The 24,955-nt window shown below is 67.2% G+C and carries 18 protein-coding genes and 1 pseudogene; 9 read left to right on the top strand and 10 right to left on the bottom strand.

The genetic code is table 11. The features are described 5' to 3' along the window. Window positions 1-91: 91 nt before the first annotated feature. On the bottom strand, window positions 92-2,149 hold the full coding sequence (mnmC1, locus tag ACZ47F_RS06320) for an FAD-dependent 5-carboxymethylaminomethyl-2-thiouridine(34) oxidoreductase MnmC1 (RefSeq protein ID WP_464926431.1): 2,058 nt from the start codon (window positions 2,147-2,149) through the stop codon (window positions 92-94). Further along, entirely contained in the window at window positions 2,146-2,766 is a 621-nt protein-coding gene (locus ACZ47F_RS06325) for a 5-formyltetrahydrofolate cyclo-ligase (RefSeq protein ID WP_464926432.1), read from the bottom strand. The genes mnmC1 and ACZ47F_RS06325 overlap by 4 nt, the downstream gene beginning before the upstream one ends. 172 nt (window positions 2,767-2,938) lie before the next feature. On the opposite strand from ACZ47F_RS06325, the gene ACZ47F_RS06330 reads away from it, so the two are divergent. The 5 genes and pseudogenes from ACZ47F_RS06330 to ACZ47F_RS06350 all read left to right on the top strand — a co-directional run bounded on the left by ACZ47F_RS06330 (window position 2,939) and on the right by ACZ47F_RS06350 (window position 10,911). Beyond that, window positions 2,939-4,858 (top strand): lytic transglycosylase domain-containing protein, encoded by a 1,920-nt coding sequence (locus ACZ47F_RS06330; protein ID WP_464926433.1) that lies wholly within the window; start codon window positions 2,939-2,941, stop codon window positions 4,856-4,858. A gap of 87 nt (window positions 4,859-4,945) precedes the next feature. Beyond that, the gene (locus ACZ47F_RS06335) at window positions 4,946-5,935 is read left to right on the top strand and encodes a complex I NDUFA9 subunit family protein (RefSeq protein WP_464926591.1); all 990 of its coding nucleotides are present in this window, start codon (window positions 4,946-4,948) and stop codon (window positions 5,933-5,935) included. Window positions 5,936-6,051: 116 nt separating this feature from the next. Next, a pseudogene (locus tag ACZ47F_RS06340) lies at window positions 6,052-6,699 on the top strand (glutathione S-transferase family protein); the annotation flags it as partial. A gap of 432 nt (window positions 6,700-7,131) precedes the next feature. Beyond that, window positions 7,132-9,132, top strand: a complete 2,001-nt coding sequence (locus ACZ47F_RS06345) for an ATP-dependent helicase (RefSeq protein WP_464926434.1) — start codon at window positions 7,132-7,134, stop codon at window positions 9,130-9,132. Window positions 9,133-9,237: 105 nt separating this feature from the next. After that, window positions 9,238-10,911 carry a long-chain-fatty-acid--CoA ligase gene (locus tag ACZ47F_RS06350; RefSeq protein WP_464926435.1) on the top strand — a complete coding sequence of 558 codons (1,674 nt, stop codon included), beginning with the start codon at window positions 9,238-9,240 and terminating at the stop codon, window positions 10,909-10,911. Window positions 10,912-11,061: 150 nt separating this feature from the next. Here ACZ47F_RS06350 and ACZ47F_RS06355 read toward each other — a convergent pair whose 3' ends face one another. Then, window positions 11,062-13,581: a sensor domain-containing protein gene (locus ACZ47F_RS06355; RefSeq protein ID WP_464926436.1), complete on the bottom strand. Its 2,520-nt coding sequence runs from the start codon at window positions 13,579-13,581 to the stop codon at window positions 11,062-11,064. 385 nt (window positions 13,582-13,966) lie between these two features. On the opposite strand from ACZ47F_RS06355, the gene ACZ47F_RS06360 reads away from it, so the two are divergent. The 3 genes from ACZ47F_RS06360 to ACZ47F_RS06370 are packed head-to-tail and all read left to right on the top strand — an operon-like array spanning window position 13,967 to window position 17,876. After that, a complete protein-coding gene (locus tag ACZ47F_RS06360; RefSeq protein WP_464926437.1) occupies window positions 13,967-14,284 on the top strand; it encodes a hypothetical protein in 318 nt (105 codons plus the stop codon). Continuing rightward, entirely contained in the window at window positions 14,281-15,549 is a 1,269-nt protein-coding gene (locus tag ACZ47F_RS06365) for a multifunctional CCA addition/repair protein (protein WP_464926438.1), read from the top strand. Before ACZ47F_RS06360 ends, ACZ47F_RS06365 begins: the two co-directional genes overlap by 4 nt. Further along, window positions 15,549-17,876: a thioredoxin domain-containing protein gene (locus ACZ47F_RS06370; protein WP_464926439.1), complete on the top strand. Its 2,328-nt coding sequence runs from the start codon at window positions 15,549-15,551 to the stop codon at window positions 17,874-17,876. Before ACZ47F_RS06365 ends, ACZ47F_RS06370 begins: the two co-directional genes overlap by 1 nt. A gap of 96 nt (window positions 17,877-17,972) precedes the next feature. On the opposite strand, the gene ACZ47F_RS06375 is transcribed toward ACZ47F_RS06370, so the two are convergent. Continuing rightward, complete coding sequence (locus ACZ47F_RS06375) at window positions 17,973-18,431, bottom strand: LapA family protein (protein ID WP_464926440.1); 459 nt, start codon at window positions 18,429-18,431, stop codon at window positions 17,973-17,975. 107 nt (window positions 18,432-18,538) lie between these two features. Here ACZ47F_RS06375 and ACZ47F_RS06380 point away from each other — a divergent pair, with 107 nt between their 5' ends. After that, the gene (locus ACZ47F_RS06380; RefSeq protein WP_464926441.1) at window positions 18,539-19,570 is read left to right on the top strand and encodes an isocitrate/isopropylmalate dehydrogenase family protein; all 1,032 of its coding nucleotides are present in this window, start codon (window positions 18,539-18,541) and stop codon (window positions 19,568-19,570) included. Window positions 19,571-19,577: 7 nt separating this feature from the next. Here ACZ47F_RS06380 and ACZ47F_RS06385 read toward each other — a convergent pair whose 3' ends face one another. The 6 genes from ACZ47F_RS06385 to ACZ47F_RS06410 are packed head-to-tail and all read right to left on the bottom strand — an operon-like array spanning window position 19,578 to window position 24,953. Further along, window positions 19,578-20,339 (bottom strand): SDR family NAD(P)-dependent oxidoreductase, encoded by a 762-nt coding sequence (locus tag ACZ47F_RS06385; RefSeq protein WP_464926442.1) that lies wholly within the window; start codon window positions 20,337-20,339, stop codon window positions 19,578-19,580. Between the two features lie 5 nt (window positions 20,340-20,344). Beyond that, entirely contained in the window at window positions 20,345-20,923 is a 579-nt protein-coding gene (locus tag ACZ47F_RS06390) for a DUF3833 domain-containing protein (RefSeq protein WP_464926443.1), read from the bottom strand. Window positions 20,924-20,943: 20 nt separating this feature from the next. Then, window positions 20,944-22,287: an MFS transporter gene (locus ACZ47F_RS06395; protein WP_464926444.1), complete on the bottom strand. Its 1,344-nt coding sequence runs from the start codon at window positions 22,285-22,287 to the stop codon at window positions 20,944-20,946. Then, on the bottom strand, window positions 22,284-22,901 hold the full coding sequence (locus ACZ47F_RS06400) for a chalcone isomerase family protein (protein WP_464926445.1): 618 nt from the start codon (window positions 22,899-22,901) through the stop codon (window positions 22,284-22,286). Before ACZ47F_RS06400 ends, ACZ47F_RS06395 begins: the two co-directional genes overlap by 4 nt. Further along, on the bottom strand, window positions 22,885-24,153 hold the full coding sequence (locus ACZ47F_RS06405; protein ID WP_464926446.1) for a class I SAM-dependent methyltransferase: 1,269 nt from the start codon (window positions 24,151-24,153) through the stop codon (window positions 22,885-22,887). The genes ACZ47F_RS06400 and ACZ47F_RS06405 overlap by 17 nt, the downstream gene beginning before the upstream one ends. Then, window positions 24,150-24,953, bottom strand: coding sequence for a DUF1365 domain-containing protein (locus ACZ47F_RS06410; RefSeq protein WP_464926447.1), 804 nt, complete (start codon window positions 24,951-24,953; stop codon window positions 24,150-24,152). Before ACZ47F_RS06410 ends, ACZ47F_RS06405 begins: the two co-directional genes overlap by 4 nt. Window positions 24,954-24,955 lie beyond the last annotated feature (2 nt).

Here is a 24,955-nt window from a genome sequence, read left to right on the forward strand (position 1 = left end):
CCGAGTTGGCGCAGGTCGGGCGCGCGCCAGCGCCCCGAGGTGCAAGGCCATGCTCGAGTGGCTGGCGGCTCAGTTCGCGGCGTGGCAGGCCCTAGCGCGCTGCGTGCAAGGGGTGGCGCAGCCGCCGCAGCGTCACGCGGGCGGGGTCGAGGGCGTCGGCCAGGTCAGTTTCGATCGGCAGCGGCGTGCCTTCGATCTGCGCGGCCAGCACCTCGGCCAGCAAAGCGGCCAGGGTCAGGCCGCGTGAGCCCATGCCAGCGCACACCGCCAGTCCGGGCAGGCGGGGCAGTTCGAACAATTGCCTGCCTGCGGCGCGCTGCGGATCGGCCAGCAGTGCGGTCAGGTCGGGCAGGGCGCCGCAGTACGGCAGACGGTCAATGCTGGTGGCGCGGGTGCCGGCGAAATGGCGTAGGGTATCGGCATGTTCTGGCAGCGGCGGCTGCGTGGTGAGCGCGGCCAGACTGTCGCGGTTGCGCGCCCAGGCCTGCTCGGGGGTGAGCGGCTTGTCTTCGGGCTCGAATGTCGCGCCGATCAGCAGCCAGTCAGTGTCTTGCGAATCGGTTGCAGGCTGCACAAGGCGCACTGCAGCCGGGGGCAGGTGCAGAGCGTAGCCGCTGCCCATCCACGGCTGCTCGATGGCCTGCAGCGCAGGCCACAGGCGGGCGGGCAGCGCCTGTGCCTGCCCGCGCAGAGCGCGCAGCGGCAGCCAGTCGGTGTCGGGAATCAGACCGCTTGCGGCGAGCAGGCGGGGGGTCTGCAGCGCGCTTGCCAGCACGACCTGCGGCGCGCGGGTCAGGATGCGGCCGTCGGCGTCGCGTAACACCCAGTTGGTGCCATCGCGCTGCAGCAGGGCGACCGCATGGCTGCAGCGCAAGATGATGCGCGGCGTGTCCAGCCACGCGGCGCACAGTGCCCGATTGGCGAGCACTGTGCTGTCCACCAGCCAGCCTTGCGCAGTCCACTGTGCCAGTTGCGGTGGCAGGCGCACACGGTCGCGCCAGTCGCGCATGCGTTCGGCTTCTTCGGCGTCAGCCGGGGTGAGCAGGGCGGGGCCGAAACGGGCAAGGTCGGTGGATTGCACCGGCAGCGCGCGGCGCAGCGCGGCCATGCCGGCGCGGGTCAGCCGCGACAGCAGGTTGTCGTCTGCCGAGGGTTGCAGATGGGACAGACCCGCGGGCATGGCCGAGCCGCCGCCGGCAGGGTGCGGTCCGGCTTCGAGTACCTCGATCGTCCAGCCGCGCTGCGCCAGGGCATGGGCGCAGGCCGCCCCTGTGATGCCGGCCCCGATGACCACGGCGTGACGCGGTTGTGTTGCGGGCCAGGAGGCGGGCAAGGTGCGGCGGGTGCGTTTCCAGCGGGGGTTGAAGGTGGCTTGCAGGCGCTGGCGCTTGCCGCCCCAGCCGGGTAGCAAGGCCACCTCGAACCCAGCCTGTTCCAGCCCGTGCCGGACCGCGTGCGCCACGGTATAGCTGGCCGCGCGCGCACCGGGTTTGACCAGGCGGGCCAGGGCGCGCAGCAGTTCGGGAGTCCACATCTGCGGATTGCGCGCCGGGGCGAAACCGTCGAGATAGACCGCATCGGCGGCCAGCCGGAGCCTGGGCGCGAGTTCGGCCGCATCGCCAAAGGCGAGGTAAAGGGTGATGCCGCTGGGCGGATCCCCCTCCTGGCTTTTCCCGCGGGATGGGGCCGAGGCGGCTTCTTCCTCCCTACGGGTGAGGAGGCTGTCGAAAGTAATGACATGCAGGCCGCGCACTGGTGGCGGCCATTGCGCTGCTAGCATGGCAGCCAAGTCCCTCAGTTCGGGCGGAGCATGCGCCAGCAGGTCGGCGGCGCGCACAGGGTGCAGTTCCAGGCTGACGTAATCCAGGCGCGTGCAGCGTTGCGGGTCGGCGCGCCATGCGGCGCAGGTGGCGAGGAAATTCACTCCCAGGCCGAAACCGGTTTCCAGAATGGTGAACTGCGACTGTCCGGCCCAGCGCGCCGGGGTGTCGAGCAGGCCGCAGCCGCGCAGGTACACCGAGCGCGCCTGACCCAGTGCGCCGGCACGGCTGGCATAGATATCGCCATACCGTGCACTGGCGGGCTGGCCGCTGGGGTCAAGGGTGAGGTCGGCCTCGGCAAGCAGCGGGCCGACAGTGCGCGTGTTCAATCGTCCAGAGTCAGCGACAAGGCATCCAGGCCGTAGAGGCCGTCTTCGGTCAGGACCAGGTCCATGAGCTGGTCGTGCGGCTGCATGTCGAGCTGCTGCAGCTCGCAGCAAGCGTAGCTCAGGCCGATGGTGTAAACCTCTTCACGGCCGGCCAGGTAGCGGTCGTAGTAGCCGCCGCCGTAGCCCAGCCGCAGCCCCACGTCGGCAAAGCCCACGCAGGGCACGAGCAGGGTGGAGGGATGCACGACGGTCTGTCCGGTGGGCTCGGCAATGCCGTAGGGCCCGGGGCGCAGCGCCTCGCCAGGCGTCCAGGCGATGAACTCCATCTGCTTCGTGGCCTCGGTGACGCGGGGCAGGGCAAGGGTGCAGGCGGGATGCTCGGCCAGCCAGGCGCTCACCGTGGGCAGCGGGTCGAACTCGCCGCGGGTGGCGCAGTAGGCACCCAGCGACTCGGGCTCCAGCGCGTCGAGCACCTGCCGCAGCCGCAGCGCCAGCGCGACCTGTCGCCGAGGCAGATCGGGCAGGGCCTGCCGCCTGGCGATCAACTCGCGGCGCAGGTCGGCGCGCAAATTCTGAGGCAGATCAGGGGACAATGGATCGTAGAGCGGCGGGTTCACGGTAAGCTGACGTCCTATGAAATTGCTCGGGTTGTTACCGCCTATTTTGCGCCGCTGCGCGTTGCTGGGCCTGGCGCTGGGTTTGGGCTGCTGTGCGCTGCCGGTCCTGGCGCAGTCCGACGCGGCCCCGCCCCAAACCGGCTCGAGCGCGGCACCGAGGGCCTTGCTGCCGATGCCGCAGATCCCTGCTGATCAGGCACAGCGCATTCTCGCGGCGCAGAAGGCAGCACAGCGCGGCGACCCGCAGCCCGCACGCGATGCGTTGCCGCTGCTCAAGGGCACGCTGCTCGAGCCCTGGGTTGCATACTGGGCGATCAAGCCCACGCTCGCCAAGGCCACGCAACAGGATTTCGACGCTTTCGCGGCCGCCTACCCGCACACCTACGTGCTCGACCGCCTGCGCAACGACTGGCTGCTCGAACTGGGCAAGCGCCAGGACTGGGACGACTTCAACCGCGTCTACCCGCAGTTCATCATGCGCGACGATCCGCAGGTGCAGTGCTACGACCTGCAAAGCCAGTTCGTCACCCGGCATGCCGACGTCACCGCACAGGTATTCAAACTGTGGATGGATCAGCGCACCGGCGGCCCGGGGTGCAACAGCGCAGCCACCGCGCTGCTGCATAGCGGCGCGATGTCGCGCGAGATGCTGTGGCAGCGCATGCGACGGTTCTACGAGGACGGCCGTGCCAGGCAGGGGCGCGACCTGCTCGCCCCCTTCCTGCCGCCGGGAAGCTGGCGCATCCTGGCGCAGACTGACACCGATGCGGTGCGCTACCTGCTCGATGTGGTGCGCCGTGGCGCGCAGACAGCAGTTGCCGACGCAGGCAGCAGACAGTACCTAGTGTTGGCGCTGCTGAGCATGGCGCGGCAAGACCCCGACCAGGCTGCGCGGCTGCTGCAGGACAATTTTTCCGCACTGCCTGCGCGCGACCGGGCGCAGCTGTGGGGACGCATCGGCCTGTCCGCGGCGCTGAATCTGCAGCCCGACGCCGCGCGCGACTTCGCCCGCATGAACCAGGCCGACCCGAGCTATGTTCCCTCACCCGTGGTGCTCGAATGGCAGGTGCGCGCTGCGCTGCGCGCGCAGGACTGGGCGCAGGTGCGCAGCGCCACCCGCATCCTGATCGACCAGGGTGACAAAGACCCCGCGTGGACCTACTGGCATGCCCGCGCGCTGGAGCGGCTTGGCCATCCGATCGAGGGCCGTGCGCTGCTGGCGCAGGTGGCCAATCCCTGGGATTTCTACGGCCAGCTCGCCACCGATGCGCTGGGCATGAAAATCAGCCTGCCAGCTTCGCTGCCGCCGGCGCCGCTGGCGGCGGTGGCGCAGCAGGCGGTGCGGCCCGGTATCCAGCGGTCGCTTGCGCTGTTCAGCCTTGATCTGCGCAATGAAGCGGTGCGCGAATGGAATTTCTCGCTGCGCGGGCTGAGCGACGAACAGATCCAGGCTGCGGCCGAGCTCGCTTGCCGCGAGCAGATCTGGGATCGCTGCATCAACACCAGCGAGCGGGTGACCAGCGGCGTGGACATCGCGCAGCGCTACGCCATGCCCTACCGCGACGCCATTGCCCGGGCCTCGCAGCAGCAGGGTGTGAGCGAGGCGTTCCTGTTTGGCCTGATCCGGCAGGAATCGCGTTTCATCGCCAACATCAAATCCTGGGTGGGTGCCTCGGGGCTGATGCAGCTCATGCCGACCACGGCCCGTCTGGTGGCGCGCAAGATCGGCCTGGCCGACTACAGCCATGAGCAGATCGCCGATGTCGGGGTGAACGTGCAGCTGGGCAGCGCCTACCTGAGCGGGCTGCTGCAGCAGTTCGACGGCTCAGAGGCGCTGGCCGCAGCAGGTTACAACGCCGGGCCCGGGCGGCCGCTGCGCTGGCGCAACATGGGGTCGCCCGACCGGCCGCTGCTGCCCGGCGCTATCTTCGCAGAAAACATTCCGATTGCCGAGACGCGCGACTATGTCAAGCGGGTGTTGGCCAATGCCACGGTGTACGCCGCCATTCTCAGCGGCAAGCCCCAGTCGCTCAAGGCGCGGCTCGGTGACATCGGCCCGGCCGAGGCCATGCTGGCCAGCACGCAGCGCTGAGAAGTTGTGAAGATGTCGTCGCGAGCGGCCAGCGGGCCGCGCAGCAGAAAATTCACCTGAGTTTTGATCAACTTGGACGCAACGCGTATGCAACTCGACATCCTCGTCATCGGCGGCAGCGGATTCATCGGCAGCCGCCTGGTCAACGCCCTGTCGCTGGGCAATCACTTTGTCACGGTGCCGACCCGCCGCCGCCAGCGTGCGCGCCATCTGGTGCAGCTGCCGCTGGTTGATGTGGTCGAGGCCGATGTGCACGACGATGCCACGCTGTCGCGGCTGATCGCCGGGCGCGACGCGGTGGTCAACCTGGTGGGCATTCTGCAAGGCCGGCGCGGCCAGCCCTATGGACCCGACTTCGCCCGCGCGCATGTCGAGCTGCCGCGGCGCATCGCTGCGGCCTGCACGCAGCACGGGGTGCGCCGTGTGGTGCACATGAGCGCGCTCGGTGCCGATTCCAACGGGCCGTCGATGTATCTGCGTTCCAAGGGCGACGGCGAGGCGGCGCTCAAGGCGCAGGCCGGGATCGACCTCACTATTTTTCGGCCCTCGGTGGTGTTCGGCCCCGAAGACAACTTTCTCAATACCTTCGCCAAGCTGCAGCGGGTGTTTCCGGTCGTGCCGCTTGCCGGGGCGAAAACCCGTTTTGCCCCGGTGTACGTCGGCGATGTGGTCACGGCGTTCGTCAACAGCCTGGTCGGGCCGCAGGCGCGCGACACCATCGGCCAGACCTATGCGCTTTGCGGCCCGCATGTCTACACCCTGGCTGAACTGGTGCGCCTGTCCGGCCAGTGGGCGCGGGTCGGCGCCGGTCAGGGCCGCGCCGTCATCCCGCTGCCCGATGCGCTTGGACGGCTGCAGGCCTGGCTGATGGAACTGGCTCCGGGCACACCCCTGATGAGCCGCGACAACCTCGACTCGATGAAAGTCGACAGCGTGTGCACTGGGGCGCTGCCCGGCTTCGTCCCCGCGCTGGGCGTGCCGCATCCCGAATCGCTCGAAGCGATCGCACCCACCTACCTCGATCCGAGATACCAGGAATCCGAGTACGAGGCGCTGCGTGCCAGGGCGGGGCGCTGATTTTCAAAGGGCATCCACCATGCGCCGCCCGCATGGCGGCTATGCGAAAAAACGGTTTGGAAAGCGCGGGGCCGGGCGGTACGATGGCGGCCTTTCTCTCCCGAGCGATGGCCGTCATGTTCGTCCTGCACATCGGCAACAAAAATTATTCCTCCTGGTCCATGCGCCCCTGGGTGGCGATGACCGCGTTTGGCATTCCCTTCGAAGAACGCCCGCACTGGCTCGACACGCCCGAGTTCGCCCAGTTGTCGGCCCTCTCGCCCGTGGCGAAGGTGCCGGTGCTCGAAGACGGCGATCTGCGCATCTGGGACTCGCTGGCCATCGGCGAATACCTGGCCGAGCGTTTTCCGGAGCTTTCACTCTGGCCCCAAGACGTGGCGGAGCGGGCGCTGGCTCGCAGCCTGTGCGCCAGCATGCACAGCGGCTTTGGCGCCTTGCGCGAGCACATGGTGATGAACATCGAGGCCGATCTGCCGGGCCGGGGCTGGAACCCGGCCGTGCAGCGCGACATCGACCAGATCCTGCGAATGTGGCAAGGCGCGCTGCAGACCAGCGGCGGCCCCTTCCTCTTCGGCGCATTCGGCCTGGTCGATGCGTTCTACGCCCCGGTCTGCATGCGTTTTGTCACCTACCGCCCCACGCTGCCGGACTGGGCCTGGCGTTATGTGCAGGCAGTCGCTGCTCATCCGGCGGTGGCCAGGTGGACGACGCAAGCCAGGGCCGAGGGGGTTTTCTTGCCCGCGAATGAGCCTTACCGCGCGCAAGGGGCACCGGCCAGCGAAAGTCATGCGGCTTCCCCCATAGCCTGCTTTGATGCGCAGGTTCCGTATTTCGCTGTGATTTTTTCATCCCTTCGGTCCGCGGACGACGCTGGCTATGAGGCCATGTCACGGCGCATGGCCGAATTGGCGCCCCAACAAGCGGGCTACCTTGGGATTGAGAGCGTCCGGCGCGCCGACGGCTTTGGCATCACCGTGTCTTATTGGTCGTCCCTGGATGCGGTGGCCCGCTGGAAACAACAGGTCGAACACCTTGGCGCGCAAGCCCTGGGCAAGGCCAAGTGGTATGTCGACTATGCAGTCCGCGTTGCCCGAGTTGAGCGTTCCTACGGCAAGGCGAAGGCGGACCGGGCCGTGGTTTGATTCGCGCTGCGGTGCGGGTCTTACACTGCACCGCTTTGCGTCTTCAAATGCCTCATGCTCAACGCCGCCCAGGAACGTGCCGTCGCCCATCTGTCCGGGCCCTGCCTCGTCATCGCCGGGGCGGGCAGCGGCAAGACGCGGGTCATCACGCACAAGATCGGGCGCTTGCTGCGTGCCGGCCTCGAACCCGAGCGCATTGCCGCGATCACCTTCACCAACAAGGCCGCAGCGGAAATGCGCGAGCGCGCCGCGCAACTGGTGGACAAGCGCGGCGTGGCCAGCAAGCTCGCCATCTCCACCTTCCACGCTTTGGGCGTGCGCATGCTGCGCGAAAGCGGCGAGGCGCTGGGGCTTAAGCCGCGGTTTTCCATCCTCTCGGCAGATGACGTGACCGGCCTGCTGCGCGACGCCGGTGGCACGACTGACAACGCCCAGGCCCGCCGCTGGCAATGGACCATCAGCCTGTGGAAGAACGCCATGCACACGCCCGAGGCCGCAGCCCGTGCGGCCCAGAGCGACGACGAGCGCGTGGCCGCGAGGGTCTACGCGCGTTATGCCGACATGCTGCAGGCCTATCAGGCGGTCGATTTCGACGACCTGATCTGGCTGCCCGTCACCCTGTTGCAGCAGCATGCCGACGTGCGCGCGCACTGGCAGGACAAGCTGCGCTATCTGCTGGTGGACGAATACCAGGACACCAACGCCGCGCAGTATGACCTGCTCAAGCTGCTGGTCGGCGAAAACGGTCGCTTCACCGCGGTGGGCGACGATGACCAGAGCATCTACGGCTGGCGCGGCGCGACGCTAGACAACCTCAAGCGCCTGCAGACCGACTGGCCCACGCTTGAGGTCATCAAGCTCGAGCAGAACTACCGCTCGACCAACGCCATCCTGCGCGCGGCCAATGCCATCATCCAGAGCAACCCCAAGCTCTATCCCAAGAGCCTGTGGAGCGAGCACGGTGAAGGCGAGGCGGTGGAGGTGCGGCAGGCGGCGAACGAAGACGAAGAGGCGCAGATGGTGGTTGCACGCATCCAGGCACTGCGCAGCGGGCGGGGCGCCAAGCTGGAGCACATCGCGGTGCTGTACCGCGCCAACCACCAGTCGCGCCCGCTCGAGCAGGCGCTGCGCCGTGCCAACATTCCCTATGTGGTCAGCGGCGGGCAGAGCTTTTTCGACCGGGCCGAGATCAAGGACATCTGCGCCTATCTGCGGCTGCTGGCCAACCCGGATGACGATCCGGCGTTTCTGCGCGCGGTCACCACCCCGCGCCGCGGCATCGGGCCGCAAACCCTGGCGGCGCTCGGCAGCTTTGCCGCGCAGTGGAAAGTCTCGCTGTTCGAGGCGCTGTTTCGCGACTCGATGCCTGCCGCAGTGGGTGCGCGGCCGGCCGATCATTTGCGCGAGTTCGGCCGCCTGCTGCACGACATCGAATGGCGTGCCCGCACCGCGCCAGCGGGCGAGCTGCTGCGCGAACTGCTCGAGGCCATCGGCTACCGCGCCTGGCTGGAGGAACACAGCGACAACCCGCGCGAAGCCGAGCAGCGCTGGAAAAACGTGGACGACTTCTGCGGCTGGATCGAGCGCAAGGCCGAGGAAGACCAGGTCGGCCTGACCCAGATCGCGCAGACCATCTCCCTCATTACACAATTGCAGGAGCGCGGCGAGCAGCGCGACGCGGTTACCCTGTGCACCCTGCATGCGGCTAAGGGGTTGGAATGGCCGCATGTGGTGCTGGCTGGTTGCGAGGAAGGGCTGCTGCCGTTTTTCACCGATGAACGGCCGCTGACCGATATCGCGCTGCAGGAGGAGCGCCGCCTGATGTATGTGGGTGTGACGCGCGCGCGCCAGACTCTGCTGCTGAGCTGGTGCGCCAGGCGCAAGAAGGGCCGCGGCGCCGCTGCGTGCACACCCAGCCGCTTCATTTCCGAAATGCAGACCGGCCAGCCCAGGGCGAGCAACAAGGACGCCGCGCTGGCGCGCATCGCCGCACTGCGCAGTCGCCTGGGGGTGGCTGCGGCCGAGGAGGGCGCAGCAGCCGCGGCGAAACCCTGAGCAGTGCCTAGCGGAAACCTGCCGAATCGGCTATGTTCCAAAAAACGAACGGGCGTGCTTTTTTCCCGTATCACTGCCGATCAAAGACAAAGCAGGAGACAGTTGATGGAGCGGATCTGGCTGGCGAACTATCCCGCAGGCGTGCCTGCGGACATCGACCCGGACATTTTTTCCCATGTCGGCGAATTGCTCGAACGAAGTTTCAGGGCGTATGCCGACCGTCCGGCCTTTGCCTTCATGGGCCACAAGACCAGCTATGCGCAGTGGGAGGCGCAGAGCACGGCGCTGGCGGCGTATCTGCAGTTGATCGGGCTGACAAAGGGCGACCGGGTGGCGATCATGATGCCCAATGTGCCGCAGTATCCGGTGGCGGTCGCCGCTGTGCTGCGTGCCGGTCTGGTGGTGGTCAATGTCAATCCGCTCTACACCCCACGCGAACTCGAGCACCAGCTCAAGGACAGTGGCGCGGTGGCCATCATTATCCTGGAAAACTTCGCCCACACCCTGCAGCAGGTCATCGTGCACACCGCGGTGCGGCATGTCGTGGTGGCCAATATGGGCGAAACCCTGGGCTTTCCGCTCGGGATGATCGTCAACTATGTGGTGCGTCGCAAGAAGCGGCTGGTGCCTCGCTGGTCGCTGCCCGGACATGTGACCTGGATTGCGGCACTGCGTCAAGGCGCATCGCTGCGGTTTGTCCCGCCGCAGATCAGCGCAGTGGACGTGGCACTGCTGCAATACACCGGCGGCACCACCGGCGTGGCCAAGGGTGCAACACTCACCCATCGCAACATCGTGGCCAACATCCTGCAGTCGGCCGCGTGGTACGCGCCGGCGCTGGGCAAGTTGCCCAAGGACAAGCAGCTCAACACCATCTGCGCACTGCCGCTCTATCACATCTTCGCGTTCACCGTGATCATGATGCTGTCGGCCTACGAGGGCGGGATGATGATCCTCATCCCCAACCCGCGCGACCTGCCGGCGATGATCAAGGAGCTGGCAAAGTACGAGCTGCATTCCTTCCCTGCTGTGAACACGCTGTTCAACGGTCTGCTCAACCACCCGGACTTCGACAAGGTGAACTGGGGCAATCTCAAGATGTGCCTGGGCGGCGGCATGGCAGTGCAGGAGGCGGTGGCCAAGCGCTGGCTGGAGCGTACCGGCTGCCCGATCTGCGAAGGCTACGGGCTGTCGGAGACCTCGCCGTCGGCGATCTGCAACCCGACCGACACCGATCGGTTCAGCGGCACCATCGGCATGCCGATTCCGTCGACCGAGCTGCAGCTGGTCGACGACAAAGGCAAGGAGGTTCCGCCGGGCCAACACGGCGAGATTGCGTTGCGCGGGCCGCAGGTGATGCGCGGCTACTGGAACCGCCCGGATGAAACCGCAGCCGCCTTCACGCCGGAGGGCTTTTTGCGCACCGGGGATATCGGGGTGGTCGACGCCCGGGGCTATGTCAAGATCATCGACCGCAAGAAGGACATGATCCTGGTGTCCGGGTTCAATGTCTATCCCAACGAGATCGAGGGCGTGGCGGTGATGCACCCGGGTGTGCTCGAGGCCGCCGCAGTGGGCGTGCCCGACGCCAATTCGGGCGAGGCGGTCAAGCTGTTTATCGTGAAAAAAGACCCGGCACTCACCGAGCAGCAATTGCGCGACTTTCTCCACGACCAGCTCACCGGCTACAAGCGCCCGAAATACATCGAATTCCGCAGCGAACTGCCCAAGACCCCGGTGGGCAAGATCCTGCGGCGGGAGCTGCGCCCGGCGCAGTGAGCGGGGCACCCGATCCCACCCCAACCCGCCCCACGCGTGGGGCGGGAGAGGACTGACGTTGCGCAGCGCGGCTCCTCCCCCCACCCTGTGGGGGATCGGCAGAGGCGTTCATACCCTGGCGTGCCCGGTCGAGAGGGGCGCGCTGAAGGGTCAACGGGTGATGTCCTGCAGGTCGCGCAGCAGGTTGAGCATCTGCTGCAGGTTGAGTGCGCGCGAGAACACCCAGCCCTGGATCATCGGGCAGCCGGCGCGTTCCATCCACAGCAGGTCGGCCACGCTTTCCACGCCCTCGGCCACGACGTCCAGTCCCAGGGTCTTGGCCATGGTGAGGGTGGCGCGGGCGATCGCGGCCTTGAAGCGGTCTGTGCTCACGCCGCAGGCGATGGCGCGGTCGATCTTGATCTGCTGCACCGGCAGCCGGGTGAGATAGCCAAGATTGGAGTAACCCACGCCGAAGTCGTCGAGCGCGAGTTGCACGCCCATGGTGCGAAAGGCGTCGAGCACTGCGAGCAGGTCGTGGTTGTGCTCGATCTGGACGTTTTCGGTGAGTTCGAGCACCAGCCGGTCGCAGGGAATGTCGAAACTGCGCGCCAGGTCCTGCACGCACGACACGCAGGCGCTGACATGCAGTTGCCGGGGGGAGATGTTGTATGCGAGCGAACCGGTGAAACCCTGCTCCTTGCGCAGCCGCGCAAAGCCCTCGAGCGCGATTGACAGCATCACCGGGCCGAAGCTGTCGAGTAAGCCGCAGTCAGACAGGATGGCAATGAACTCGTCGGGTGCGACCCGCTCACCGTTGCCGCGCGTCCAGCGCGCCAGTGCCTCGACCCCGGCAATCTGGTAGGCGCTGCGCAAGGTGGGCAGCGTGGCCGATTCGTCGTGCAGCAGCACGCTTTGCTTGCGTGCCCAGATCGGCTGGAAATGCACCTCGAAGCGCCGATTGGCGATTGCAGCGTGCAGTTCCTCCTCCAGTTGCGAGCGACGCTCGATGCGCGATTGCAGCGTCGCCGAGAACGACTCCACCCGGCTGCGTCCCTGTGTCTTGGATTCGTGCAGCGCCGCGTCTGCGTGGCCAAGCAATTCGGCGGCGGTGCGCCCATGCTGCGGGTACACCGCCACCCCGATGCTCGCGGTGGTCTGCAGGGTGCGCTCGCCGTGCGCCATCGGCTCGCTCAGGGTGTTCTGCACCAGCTGGGCCAGGCGTATGGCCTGCGCCGCATCCTGCGCATCGCGCGCGAGAATGAGAAATTCATCGCCGCCGAAGCGGGCTGCGGTGTTGTTCGGACGGGCGAGCTGCACCAGACGCTGCGCGGTTTCCACCAGCACCCGGTCGCCCGCAGCGTGGCCTAGCGCATCGTTGATCAGCTTGAAACGGTCTAGGTCGATGAACAGCACAGCAAAGCTCTGCCCTGGCGGGGTCACGGCAACCGCGTCCTCGACATGCCGCTCGAACAGGGTGCGGTTGGCCAACCCGGTGAGCGCGTCGCGATAGGCGGCCAGTTCGAGCTTTTCCTCGTCCTGGCGCGCCTTGGTCACGTCGCGCACCACCCCACGGTAGCCCTGGTACAGGCCGAACGCGTCGATCATTGGCGCAGCGTCGATGCGCCACCACAGCAGCGCCTGGTCTGACCCCAGGCGGAACGGCACGACCAGATCGCGAACCTCCGCGCGTTCCCCCATCAAAAAGCGCAGCTGCGCCCACTCCGGCGAGAACTCCTGCCCCGGATAGAGCGCGTTGAGGTTCTGCCCGATCAGGTTCAACCCCGCCAGCGGCGACTCATCGACGCGACGACTGCTGCGGCTGATGTAGGTCAGCACGTCGTTGACATCGGACTCCCAGAACCACTCGCTGGACAGCTCGGCGAGCATGCGAAACCGGCTTTCGCTGCGCACTAGTCGATGCTGCGTCTGCCGCAGCTCGCTGATATCCCAGGTTAGCCCGAAAATGCGCGTGGCAACGCCATCGACACCGCGCTCGCGCACCATGCCGTGGTTCATGGTGGTCAGCACGCTGCCGTCGGAGCGGATGAAGCGCGTTTCCACCGTCTGCACAAAACCACCGGGCGCGCTGATGCGGGCAATGGCCTGCTCGAGCGCCGGCAGATCGGCAGGCACGACATGGCCCAACCACTCGGCAAGGGTGAAGGTCTTGGGTTCGAACCGCCGCGCATCATCCAGCCAGTTTTGATCGGCGTGCATCTGACCGGTCTGCAGGTCGAGCTCCCAGGTGGTCAACCCCGGGCTAGTGCGCAGCAGATCGAGAGAGCTGTCGCTGGCGTGCAGTCGCGTAGTGTCCTGCATGAAGCAGAAATAGCCGCCAGTCGCGCCGTGCGCGTCTGGCGGAAACGGCACCAGCCGCACCTGCAGCCAGCCGCGAGGCTGACGGCCGCTGTGCGCTTCCTGATGTTCATACTGCGTGACCTTGCCGCGCAGCACGGCATCTAGATGCGGCGTGATGGTGTGCAGCATCTTCTCGTCAACCAGCGTCGAAAGCGGCTGCCCCGGCAACTGCGCGGCAGGCTTGCCTAGCCACTGGGCGTAGGCGGCGTTGCAATACAGCAGGGTGTGGCGTGTATCGAAACACGCGACCATCAACGGCAGATGCTCCGCCCATTGCGCGATGTCCTGAGCCCAGGGGGCAGAAAAGGATGGTCGTGTTTCTCGTCCCATGCGCCGAAATGTTGTGCAGAACTGGTCAGGAGCGCGCCGATTTTCCGCACATACCGCGCGAACCCAGGAGAAATCGCTTATGGCGACTTTGTAAAGTCTAGGGCCTGTCCACGCCGTTTGTACACCCTTGCGATGGGCGCAGGTGATGCAAGGCGGTGTCTGCGTCACAAACAATCAGTGACTGGAGCCGGGAGCAACGTGGATGCATCAGTGCTATGAATAGCGGGTGATTCTGGTTCCTGCACAGTCTTGGTGAACCCAGATGGGACGATCGGCACTAGCAGGCCGTTGAAAAACTACTGCGGTGGGCCATCTGCGGTGTTGCACGGTGCTCGCTCCCTCGCCTATCTATTTGATATGTCTCGGTCGCTGCGCGCCGTGCGCCTTGCATCTGGCCATCCTCGCGACGTTTTTCAACGGCCTGCTAGCGCGGCAAATTGCATATCGACCCAATCCGGCCCATTCACAGAATTTTCGGCGCGCAAGCCCCCGACTTCAGTCGGGGGATGAAGCGCCGCCTCTCGATCAAGACTTCTTGATGTATAGCACTATCTTGCCTGTACTCGCGCATATGAAGCTGACCCTGCAAACACAACTGCTGCCGACGCCCGATCAGGTTTGCGCCCTTGAGGCGACCATGCGGGCCTTCAACGCGGCAGCGGTTGCTTTGTTCGACTGCGGCGAATTTAAACTCGCCGCATGACCACGTCCTGCCTGCGCCCCCCAGGTCGCGCCTACATCGTCGGCGGGGCAGTGCGCGATGCACTGCTCGGGCTGCCGCATGGCGACCGCGACTGGGTGGTGGTTGGGGCCACGCCGCAGCAGATGATCGATGCCGGATTCCTGCCAGTGGGGCGCGACTTTCCGGTGTTTTTGCATCCGCACACCCACGAGGAATACGCCCTGGCGCGCACCGAGCGCAAGACTGCGCCGGGCTACCGCGGGTTTGCGGTGCATGCCGCACCGGATGTCACACTGGAGGACGACCTGCTGCGCCGCGATCTGACGATCAACGCCATGGCGCAGGATGCGCAAGGCAGGCTGATCGACCCTTACGACGGCCAGCACGATCTGCAGGCGCGGGTGTTGCGTCATGTGTCGGCGGCGTTTGCCGAAGATCCGGTGCGCATCCTGCGGCTGGCGCGCTTTGCCGCGCGGTTGCCCGACTTTTCCGTAGCGCCCGAGACGCTGGCGCTGATGCGGCAGATGGTGCAGGCCGGCGAGGTGGACGCGCTGGTTCCCGAACGGGTATGGCAGGAACTGGCGCGCGGGCTGATGGAAGATCACCCGCAGCGCATGTTCGCGGTGCTGCGCGACTGCGGCGCGCTTGCGCGGCTGCTGCCCGAGCTCGACCGGCTGTGGGGCGTGCCGCAGCGCGCCGACTATCACCCCGAGGTCGATACCGGGGTGCATGTGATGCTGGTGCTGCAGGCCGCAGTGACACTGCAGGCGCCGCTTGCGGTGCGCTGGGCCTGTCTGATGCACGATCTGGGCAAGGGCACCACACCGCGGCAGGTGCTGCCGCGGCACCTCGGTCACGAGCAGCGCAGCGTGGCGCTGGCCGCAGCGGTGGCGCGGCGGCTGCGGGTGCCGAGTGACTGCGCCGAACTGGCTGCGGTGGTGGCCGCCGAGCATGGCAACATCCACAAAGCGTCGAACCTTGGCCCCGAAGCCACGCTGCGGCTGCTGCAACGCTGCGACGCGCTGCGTCGGCCCGAGCGCTTTGCGCAGGTGCTGCTGGCTTGCGAGGCCGATCACCGCGGCCGCGGCGGCGACTTTCCGCAGCAACCCTACCCGCAGCGCGCTCGCCTGCTCGCCGCGCTGCAGGCGGCGCTGGCCGTGGAGGCCGGCGCGATCGCGCAGCAGGTGATGCAGTCAGGCGGCAAGCCTGCGGCGATCGCGCAGGCGGTGCAGTCCGCGCGCGAGCAGGCGATCGCGCGCATGTTGACGTCCCTGGAGCATGACTGATGCGCGCGCTGTTGCGGCTCGGTGTGCTGCTACTGGGCCTTGCCGGCTGCAGCGCGCTTGCCGCGACGCAGGCCGTCGCCGCCAACCGCCTGGCCGGTTCGCACGATCCCTATCTGCTCGCGCATGCGAACGATCCGGTGGACTGGTATCCATGGGGGCCGCAGGCGCTGGATAAGGCGCGGCGCGAGAACAAGCCGATCTTTCTCTCGATCGGCTACTTTTCCTGCTACTGGTGCCATGTGGCGCAGCGCGAGCTCTACAGCAATCCGGAAATCGCCGCGCTGATGAACCGCAGGTTCGTCAATGTGCTGGTCGACCGCGAACAGCGCCCGGACATCGACCACATCTACATGCTGGCGCGGCAGATCATGGCCCGCGACAGCGGCTGGCCGAACAATGTGTTTCTCACGCCCGAGCTGCAGCCGTTTTACATCGGCAGCTACTTCCCGCCGCAGGACACCGCGCAGCAGGTGGGTTTTCCCACCCTGCTGACCACACTGCACCGCAACTGGACGCAGCACCCCGCCGTGGTCAAGCGCATCGCCGGGGACATCGCGCGGGCGATGCAGGCCGCCGCAGTGGCGGGCGATGCCGCGGCGTCCGTCGACCCCGCCGCCTGGACGCAGACCGCGCAGACCGAGGCGCTGCAACGCTTCGATGCACTCGATGGCGGCTTTGCCTCCGCTGCCAGCGCGGCGCGCTTTCCGCAGCCGCCGCTGCTGGACTGGCTGCTGGCGCGTGGTGCGGCAGGACAGGCGCAGGCGGGGCACGCCGCGGTGTTCACCCTGCAGGCGATGGCGCAGGGCGGCCTGATGGATCAGCTCGGCGGCGGGTTTCGCCGCTACACGGTCGATCCCGGCTGGTCGGTGCCGCATTTCGAGATGCTGCTGGCGGACAATGCTCAGCTGCTCGCGGTCTATGCCCGCGCTTATGAGCAGACTCGGCTGAGCGATCTGCGCTGGGCCGCGCAGCGCACCGCGGACTTTCTGCTGCGCCGCCTGCGTTTGCCGCAGGGCGCATTCGCCACCGCGCTGTCAGCCGAGACCGACGGCGTCGAAGGCGGAACCGATCTGTGGACCCGCGCGCAGATCGACGCCGTGCTCGGCAGGCAGCAGGCAGGCGCCTGGTTCTCGCTTTACGCGCTCAGGCCGCTGCATTCAGGAGGCGAGGTCGGGGTGCTGCGCCAGCGGCGCGATGTGGCCGAGGCGCTGCTGCGGCAGGGGCGGCTGGCTGAGCGGCTGCAGCAACTCGCCCCGCAGCGCCACGCCCTGCTGGCTGTGCGCAACCGTCGCCCGCAACCCCTGCGGGACGACAAGATCGTCACCGCCGACAATGCGCTGGCCATCCGCGCGCTGGCGCAGGCAGGCAGGGCGCTGAGCGACCCGGCGCTGCTCGCTGCGGCCCGGCGCGCGGCAGACTGGCAGTGGCGGCACGCGTGGGATGCGCGTCGCGGTGTGCTGCTGCACCAGTGGGCCGCAGGGCATGCGGGCAACCCCGGTTTTCTGGACGACTATGCCGAACTCGCCCGCGCCTTTCTGACCCTGGCTGCCGTGGAGCATGATCCGCGCTGGCGCGAGCATGCGGGCACACTGGCACAGGCGATGCTGACCCACTTTGCCGCGCTGGACGGCAGCCTGCGGTCTTCGCCCGCGTCCGATGCCTTGCCGTTTCCCGTGCCCCTGCAAGGCGATGTGCACCGACCTGCCGGGCAGAGTGCGGCGATCGCGGTGCTGGTCGAGCTGGCGCAGCAGACCGGGCAGGCGCGCTGGGCCGAGGCGGCGCGGCGTGCGCTGCAGCCGATTGCGCTGCAGGTTGCGGCCCGCCCGCTGGACTGGCCCGATCTGCTGCAAACCCTGGACAGCACGGCGGGGCTGGCGGTGTTCGCCGCGGCCCTGCCAGCAGTCAACGCCCGGCCGGCCGACTGCATCGGCCTGCCGCAGGGTGCGTGCTCTGCCGACCGGGTGCGCACGCAACTGCAACGCGGTGCATCCGGCTGGGTGCTGCAGCTTGACATCGCCCCGGGGTTTCACATCAATGCCAATCCTGCGTCCATGTCCAACCTGATCGCCACCACGGTGCTGAGCAACGGTCAGCCGCTGCTGGGTGTGCGTTATCCGCCGCCGCAGCAGTTTGGCCCGGCGTTTGCGACGCAGGGCATTGCGGTGTGGGAAGGACGGGTGCGGTTGGAACTGCCTGCGCTCACTCCCGCGCAGCAGGCTGCGCTGGCACTGAAGGTCCAGGCGTGCGACGCCACCACCTGTCTGGCGCCCAGTGTGATGCTGCTCGGGGCGGACATGTTGCCCCACCCCAACCCGCCCCACCTGTGAGGAGGGAGTGACGGCGTGCGCGGGGGATGACGTCTCCCCCTCTTGCGGGGGCAGCCAGAGGGCAGGCTCAGGGGGCGGCGCAGGCCAGGTTGGGCTTCAGCCTTGCGGTCGCGGGGTGCCTGCGCGCTGCAGCCGGTCGTCGAGCTCGCCCAGCGTGGCGTTGATGCCGTTGGCATTGGCCTCGATCGCACTGCGCAGTTCACGGTCGAGCTGGTCGATCCTGGCCAGCAGCCGCTCCATGTCGGCGCTGTGTAACTGCCGCAGCTCATCGAAGCGTGAGGCCTCGGCCTTGTCGGCCAGTTCACGCTGCGCCTTGAGCTCCTTGGCCACGCGGCGCGATTCGCTCATCATCGCGGCCTGCAGCACCACGATGTAGATCAAGAACATCGCAGCCAGCATCACGATCAGCCCGAGCATGATCAGCCCCAGCGGCGCCTTCACCGTGGTGAAGCCCAGGGTCAGATCGGTGGGCGCCAGCAGCACGCTCCAGTTCAGGATGGAAAAGAGGCCGATCAGCACCAGCACGACGATCACCAGCCCGCTTCGCAAAGTCATGTGCGCTCCTTTGTCATTGCATGAGTTCGGTACAGTGTAGGCAATGATGCACTGTGGCATGTCGCTTGCTTGCACACGCAGCAGACTCAACCGGAAGGAATCATCCCATGAAACAAACCATTCCTGCCACTCTGATTGCCGGAGACGGCATCGGCCCCGAGATCATGGACGCCACGCTGACCGTGCTCGACGCATTGGAGGCACCGTTCGCCTGGGATGAGCAGGTGGCCGGGCTGGTGGGCGTGCGCACTGCGGGCGATCCGCTGCCCGCTGCCACACTGGCGAGCATCCGCACCACGCGGCTGGCGCTCAAGGGTCCGCTGGAAACGCCCTCGGGCGGCGGCTATCGCTCGAGCAATGTGCGTCTGCGCGAGGCGTTCAAGCTCTACGCCAATATGCGCCCGACCAAGACCCTGGTCCCCGGCGGGCGCTATGACGACATCGACCTGCTGGTGTTCCGCGAAAATATCGAGGGGCTGTACATGGGATACGAGCACTACATCCCAATCGACGGTGACCCGCATGCGGTGGCGATCGCCACCGGGGTCAACACCCGACAGGGCGCGCGCAACATCCTCGACTACACCTTCCGCACCGCGATCGCGCTGGGGCGCAAGAAGGTGACCGTGGTGCACAAGGCCAACATCATGAAGGCGCTGACCGGCATCTTCCTGGAAACCGCCTACATGCTGCACAAGGAAAAATACGCCGGACAGATTGCGCTCGACGACGTGATCATCGATGCCTGCTGCATGAAGTTGGTGATCAATCCCTGGCAGTTCGATACCCTGGTGACCACCAATCTGTTTGGCGACATTTTGTCCGATCTGGCCGCCGGGCTCGTGGGCGGCCTGGGCATGGCCCCGGGCGCCAATATCGGCGAGGACGCAGCGATCTTCGAGGCGGTGCACGGCAGTGCGCCCGACATCGCCGGCAAAGGCATCGCCAACCCGATTGCGCTGATGCTGGCGGCCGCGCTGATGCTCGACCATGTCGGTCTGCACGACAAGGCCAACCGCCTGCGTCAGGCCATTTCAGACACCCTGAACATCGACCAGATCCGCACCGGCGATCTGGGCGGCAAGGCCAGCACCAAGGCATTTACCGAAGCGGTGGTGCGGCGCATCCGGGGCGGCTGAGCGCGGTTCATAGCCCAGTGAACCGGCTGACCAGCGGGAAGTACAGCCCGCGCGGCAGCAGCCGCAGCAGCTTGAGCCACAGCGTGAAGCGGCGCGGGAAATGGATGTCGAAACGCCCGGCCTCCAGCCCGCTGATCAGCGCCTGCGCGGCCTGCTCGGGCGTGATCAGCGCAGGCATGGCAAAGGTGTTCTGCGCGGTGAGCGGGGTTTCGACAAAGCCGGGGTTGATCACATGCACGCCGATACCCAGCGGGTGCAGGTCGAGGTAGAGGGTCTCTGCCAGATTGATCAGCGCAGCCTTGGTCGGGCCATAGGCCAGCGCCTGCGGCAGACCACCGAATCCCGCCACACTACTGACCAGGGCGATATGCCCGGCGCGCTGCGCGGTGAACACCGGCAGAGCCGCCGCCAGCGCATGCAGCGCGCCGCGGTAGTTCACGTCATCGTGCTGCAGAGCGCTGGCCAGGTCGAAGGCGGTGGCGCGCATCGGGCGGTAGGTGCCGGCGCAATAGAGCAGCAGATCCAGCCCTCCCCAGTCGCGCTGCAACGTGTGCATCGCCGCATGCACCGAGGCGGCGTCGGTTGCGTCCAGCGGCAGCGGCAAGGCGCCGGCGATGGTCTGCAGTCCGTGCGCATTGCGTGCAGACACAGCCACCCGCGCGCCGCGCTGCAGTAGCGCTAAAGCGGTGGCGCGACCGATGCCGGTGGACGCGCCGACGATCCAGACGCGGCGCTGTGTCCAATCGGTGAGGCGCGGGTTCAGCGGCATGGTGGTCAGGATTTGTAGAACGACAGGAACACGCTGCCGACCTTGAAGCCGAACTTGGTGATCACCGAGTGGTTGAGCAGCACATGGTCGTTCATCAGATACATCCAGTCGTCGAACTGCACGTTGTAGACGGTGCCGTCCACCGGCAGAGCCAGGGTGTAGCGCCAGTTCAGCGCATTGCCTGCGGCGCGACCGATGGCTTCGCCCACCACATCGCCTGCGGTGCCGATGTAGCGTTTCTCGCCGTCCTTCTCCGGCAGTTCGCGGATGGTCCAGATGCGTTCCTGCTTGGCGCCGTCGTTGTAGACGAAATGTTCGTCGAGTGTGCCCACGTTGCCTTTCCACGAGGCGTCGATGGTGACGTGGAACCGCCGGGTCATCTTGCCCGAACGGTCGAACACAATGCCCACTGCGGTGATACGGCCGTTGAAGTACTGCTTGAGATCGAGGGTCGGCGTCTGGCCCCGGTAGTCCAGCGGGGTGACACTGGCGCAGCCCGACAGCAGGCTCATGCCGAGCACGGCGGCCAGCAGCAACCAACGGCGCAGCCGCAGCCAGGAGAAAAACGCAGGTGTGGACGACATGATGGATCTCCGTTGACGGTTCAGGGATCGAGCGTGGCGCCGGTCTGCGCCGGCGTGCCACGAACGAAATGGCGCCACAGCAGCGCTGCCGAAACCAGTTTGAGTGCGCAGGGCAGCAGGCAATACGCCACTACTAGCGGCGGCAGCACCCTGGTTTCCAGCGTGCCCGGCCGGTAGCCAAACAGCGCCAGCAGCGGCAGCGCCAGACCGGCAGCCAGTGCGAGATTGAGCTTGGTGGCAAAGTTCCACAGCCCGAAGTAGCTGCCTTCGAGCCGGTCACCGTGCCCTGCGGCGCGAATCACCCCGGCCAGCAGCGCAGGCGGCATGACCAGGTCGGGCCCGAGCGCCGCGCCCGAGAGCACCACCACCAGCGCGTAGCCCCAGCGGTCGCCTGGCTGCAGCAACGCAGCCCAGACGAAGGCCGCTACCGCCAGCCCCATGCCCAGTAGCCAGCAGCGTGCCGCGCCCCAGCGGCGCACCGCACGCAGCCACAGCGGCACCAGCAGGCCCGCTGCGGCGAAGTAGGCGAACAGATACGCGCCCGACAGTTCCGCGGCGTCCAGCCGGTCGCGGATAAAAAACAGCACCAGCGTGGCTGGAATCGCCGCAGCGATGCCGCTGGTGACGAACACCGCCAGCAGCGCGACGAAGCGCGGGTTGTGCAGCGGCAGCAGCAGGCTGCGCCAGTGCAGCGCGGCATGCGCGACCGCCTGGTGGGGCGAGGGATCGGGCGCGCGCCACAGCAAGACCAGCCCGCCCAGCAGCGCCGCGGCGAATACCTCCACCAGCAGCGGTGCACCACCGAGCTGCGGCACGATGGCCGCCAGCAGCACGCCAGCCAGCCCCAGCGCCTCGCGCCATGCCACGGTGCGCGCCAGTTGCTCCTCGTTCGCTCCTAGCGTCGCTCCCCAGGCTTGGTGCAGGATGGAGGCAGCGCTGAAGCCCAGGTAGGTCAGCAGTAGCGCGGCGGTGAACAGCGCGGAAAAGCGCCACGGATCGGCGGTGAAGGGCAGCAGCGCGGGCAGCGCAAACAGCGCGACAAAGCCGGCGAGCATCAGCGCGCAAGCGGCCAGCATCGCCGGTTTGGCCAGACGGCGCAGCAGCAGATGATCGGCCAGCCGCCCCAGCAACGGGTCGAACAGCGCATCGGCCAGACGGGTGGCCAGCAATACCGAGCCGAGATAGCCCAGCGGCACCGCATAACGCGTGGCATAGTGCTCAGGCAGGTAGACATACAGCGGCAGCGCGACGAAGGCAAAGGCCAGGCTGGGCGCGCCATAGCGCAGCAGCGCCAGCGGATGCAGCGCGGGATTTACCGGCGTGGATGCCATGGTTGCAGGCAGGGCGGCGGTCGGGGCGTTCATGGTGCGCTCGCGGCGGATGCGGCCTGCGCGAGCAGATCGTCGCGCAGACCCGGCGCCGGGGTTTTTGGCGACAGCCAGATGGAAAAGAACGCGCGCGCGAATGCGGTGCCGGTGACGCTGCCGCGCAGCCGGCCGTTGTAGTAGAAGCGGGTCTGCGCCGGCTGTGCGGCGGTGGCTGTAGTGAACACGCCGGTCAGGGCATCGCCGTCGTGCACGTCCGGAAAAATCTGTCGCATCGCTTGCAGCCAGTCGGTGCGCTGCTGCGCACTGCCTTCGCCGAGCTTGCGCATTTCTTCTTCCGAGCGCGCGGCAATGTCGGCACCGTTCAGACTGCGGGCGTAGCGCAGCTGCAGCGCGAACGGGGCGTCGCCGATCGAAGCCCCCAGCCCTTGTGGCCCGACCCACAGCGTGGCGCGATAGACCAGAAAACCGAAATAGCGAAACTCGCCGCTGCCCGAGCGCCGCACCTGCGCGATCGCGGCGCGGACCTCGGGCGGTGGTTCTGCACCGGCGGCCAGCGCCGGCAGTGGCGGCAGCAGCGCCAGCGCGCAGATCGCGCCAGCCCCCACCAGCAGGGTGCGGCGAGACAGTGCAGCCTCAGAGTGCGCGGGCATGGCGCAGGGTGAACTGCAGCACATGGGTCGAGCCCTGGCTGAACCCGGCCTCGCAGTAGGCGAGGTAGAAGGTCCACAACCGCACGAAACGGTCGTCGAAGCCCAGGGCCCGCACTGCGTCGAGCTGGGCGGTGAAGCGCTCGCGCCACAGTGCCAACGTGCGGGCGTAGTCCGGGCCGAAGGCGAATTCGTCGATCACTTCCAGCCCCGCGGCCTCGGCTTGGGCGATGAAGGCGCGGCGTGACGGCAGCATGCCGCCAGGGAAGATGTAGCGCTGGATGAAGTCGGTGCCGCGGCGGTAGTTGTCGAACAGGTCGTCGGCGATGGTGATGGTCTGGATGCAGGCGCGGCCGCCAGGCTTGAGATGGCGCGCCACGGTGCGGAAAAAGCCGGGCCAGTAGGCCTCACCCACGGCCTCGAACATTTCGATGGACGCGATGGCATCGTAACCCTGCGGTGGGGCGATGCGGTCGAGATCGCGGTAGTCGCACAGTTCCAGCCGGGCTGGTACGGCGCAGCCGGCCAGGCGTGCGCGGGCATAGCCGAGCTGTTCGGTCGACAAGGTGATACCGTCCATGCGCAGACCGCGCTGCGCACCCGCCTCGGCTAGCCCGCCCCAGCCGCAGCCGATTTCCAGCACCTGCGCGCCGGGCTGTACCTGCAGCTGGTCGAGCACGCGGGCATATTTGGCGGCCTGCGCCTGCTCCAGGGTTTGTGTTTCGCTGCCGTCGAACAGCGCACTGGAATAGGTCATGCTCGGATCGAGCCAGAGCTGGTAGAAGGCATTGCCGATGTCGTAGTGCGCGTGGATGTTCTCCCGGCTGCCGGCGCGGCTGTTGCGGCGCAGCAGGTGGCGGATGCGGTCGGGCAGCCGCCCCAGCACACTGCCGTGCAGCGCGCGGGCGATGACCTCGCGGTTGGCCACCAACAGCTTGAGCAGCGCGGGCAGGTCGGGCGTGTCCCAGTCGCGGCGTATCCAGCTTTGCGCAAACGCGATGTCGCCGCGCTTGAGCACCGCGGCCATCACACTCCAGTCGTGCAGCTGCACCTGCGCGTGCGGGCCCTGGTCGTCGTTGCCGAAATGGCGCCAGACGCCGTCCGGGCCTTGAAAGTCCAGACGACCGATCTGCAGCCGCTCGAGCAGGCGCAATACGGCGCGCGCAGCCAGCGGCGGACGGCGCCGTTGGCCTGCCTGGGGCGGGGCCGAGGGGTCGACAGACAGGCGGGACAGGGTGCGGTCGGATGCGCTCATGATCGGGTGGCGAATTGGTCTGGAGGCAAGGGCTTGGAATGAAACGGCACACGCTTGCGCCACAGCTTGAGCGCCTGCCAGTGGATGCGCGCGATCACGCCGATGCTATGCATCGGGTGGCGCAACAGGGCCAGACGGGCGCTTGCCCTGGATAGGGGCTGCAGCGTGCCGCTGATGCTGGTTTCGATCAGCGGGCCGTGGGCATCGTCATGGTCGATGCGCAGAACCAGACGCGGCGGCTGCGTCGCGGCGCTGCGCAGGAAGCGAAACCGGTAGCCGCCCTCGACCGTGCAGAACGGCGAGACATGGAATACCTTGCGCGCGCGGTACTCCCCGCCCCATTGCAGGCTGTGTTGGCCTGCTGGCGGGGTGAGGATGTAGCAGTGGCGCTCGCCAAAGGTGTTGTTGACCTCGGCCACGGCGCAGCGCAGGCTGCCGTCGGCGCGCTCGCAATACCAAAGGCTCACCGGCTTGAACACATAGCCCCAGATGCGCGGAAAGGTCTGCAGCCAGATCTCGCCATCGGCATCGGTCACGCCCTGGACGGCCAGCAGGTCCAGCAGCCAAGCCAGGCTGTCGCTGCCACCCTCGCCGTGATCGGAATCGGAAAAACTCATCGCACCGAAGCGGTTGCGTGCAATCGGCAGCAGCGCCGGGTTGCGCTGCAGGCTGCGCATCGGCAGCAACAGGAACATCGCCCGGTAGCTGAATCCATGCTCCACCGGCCGCAGGCGGCGATGCCGCACCGGCCCGCTGCCGATCAGCGGAAGGTTCTGCACTGCAGGCACGTTGCCGGGCATGA

It is taken from the genome of Thiomonas islandica (assembly GCF_055383445.1).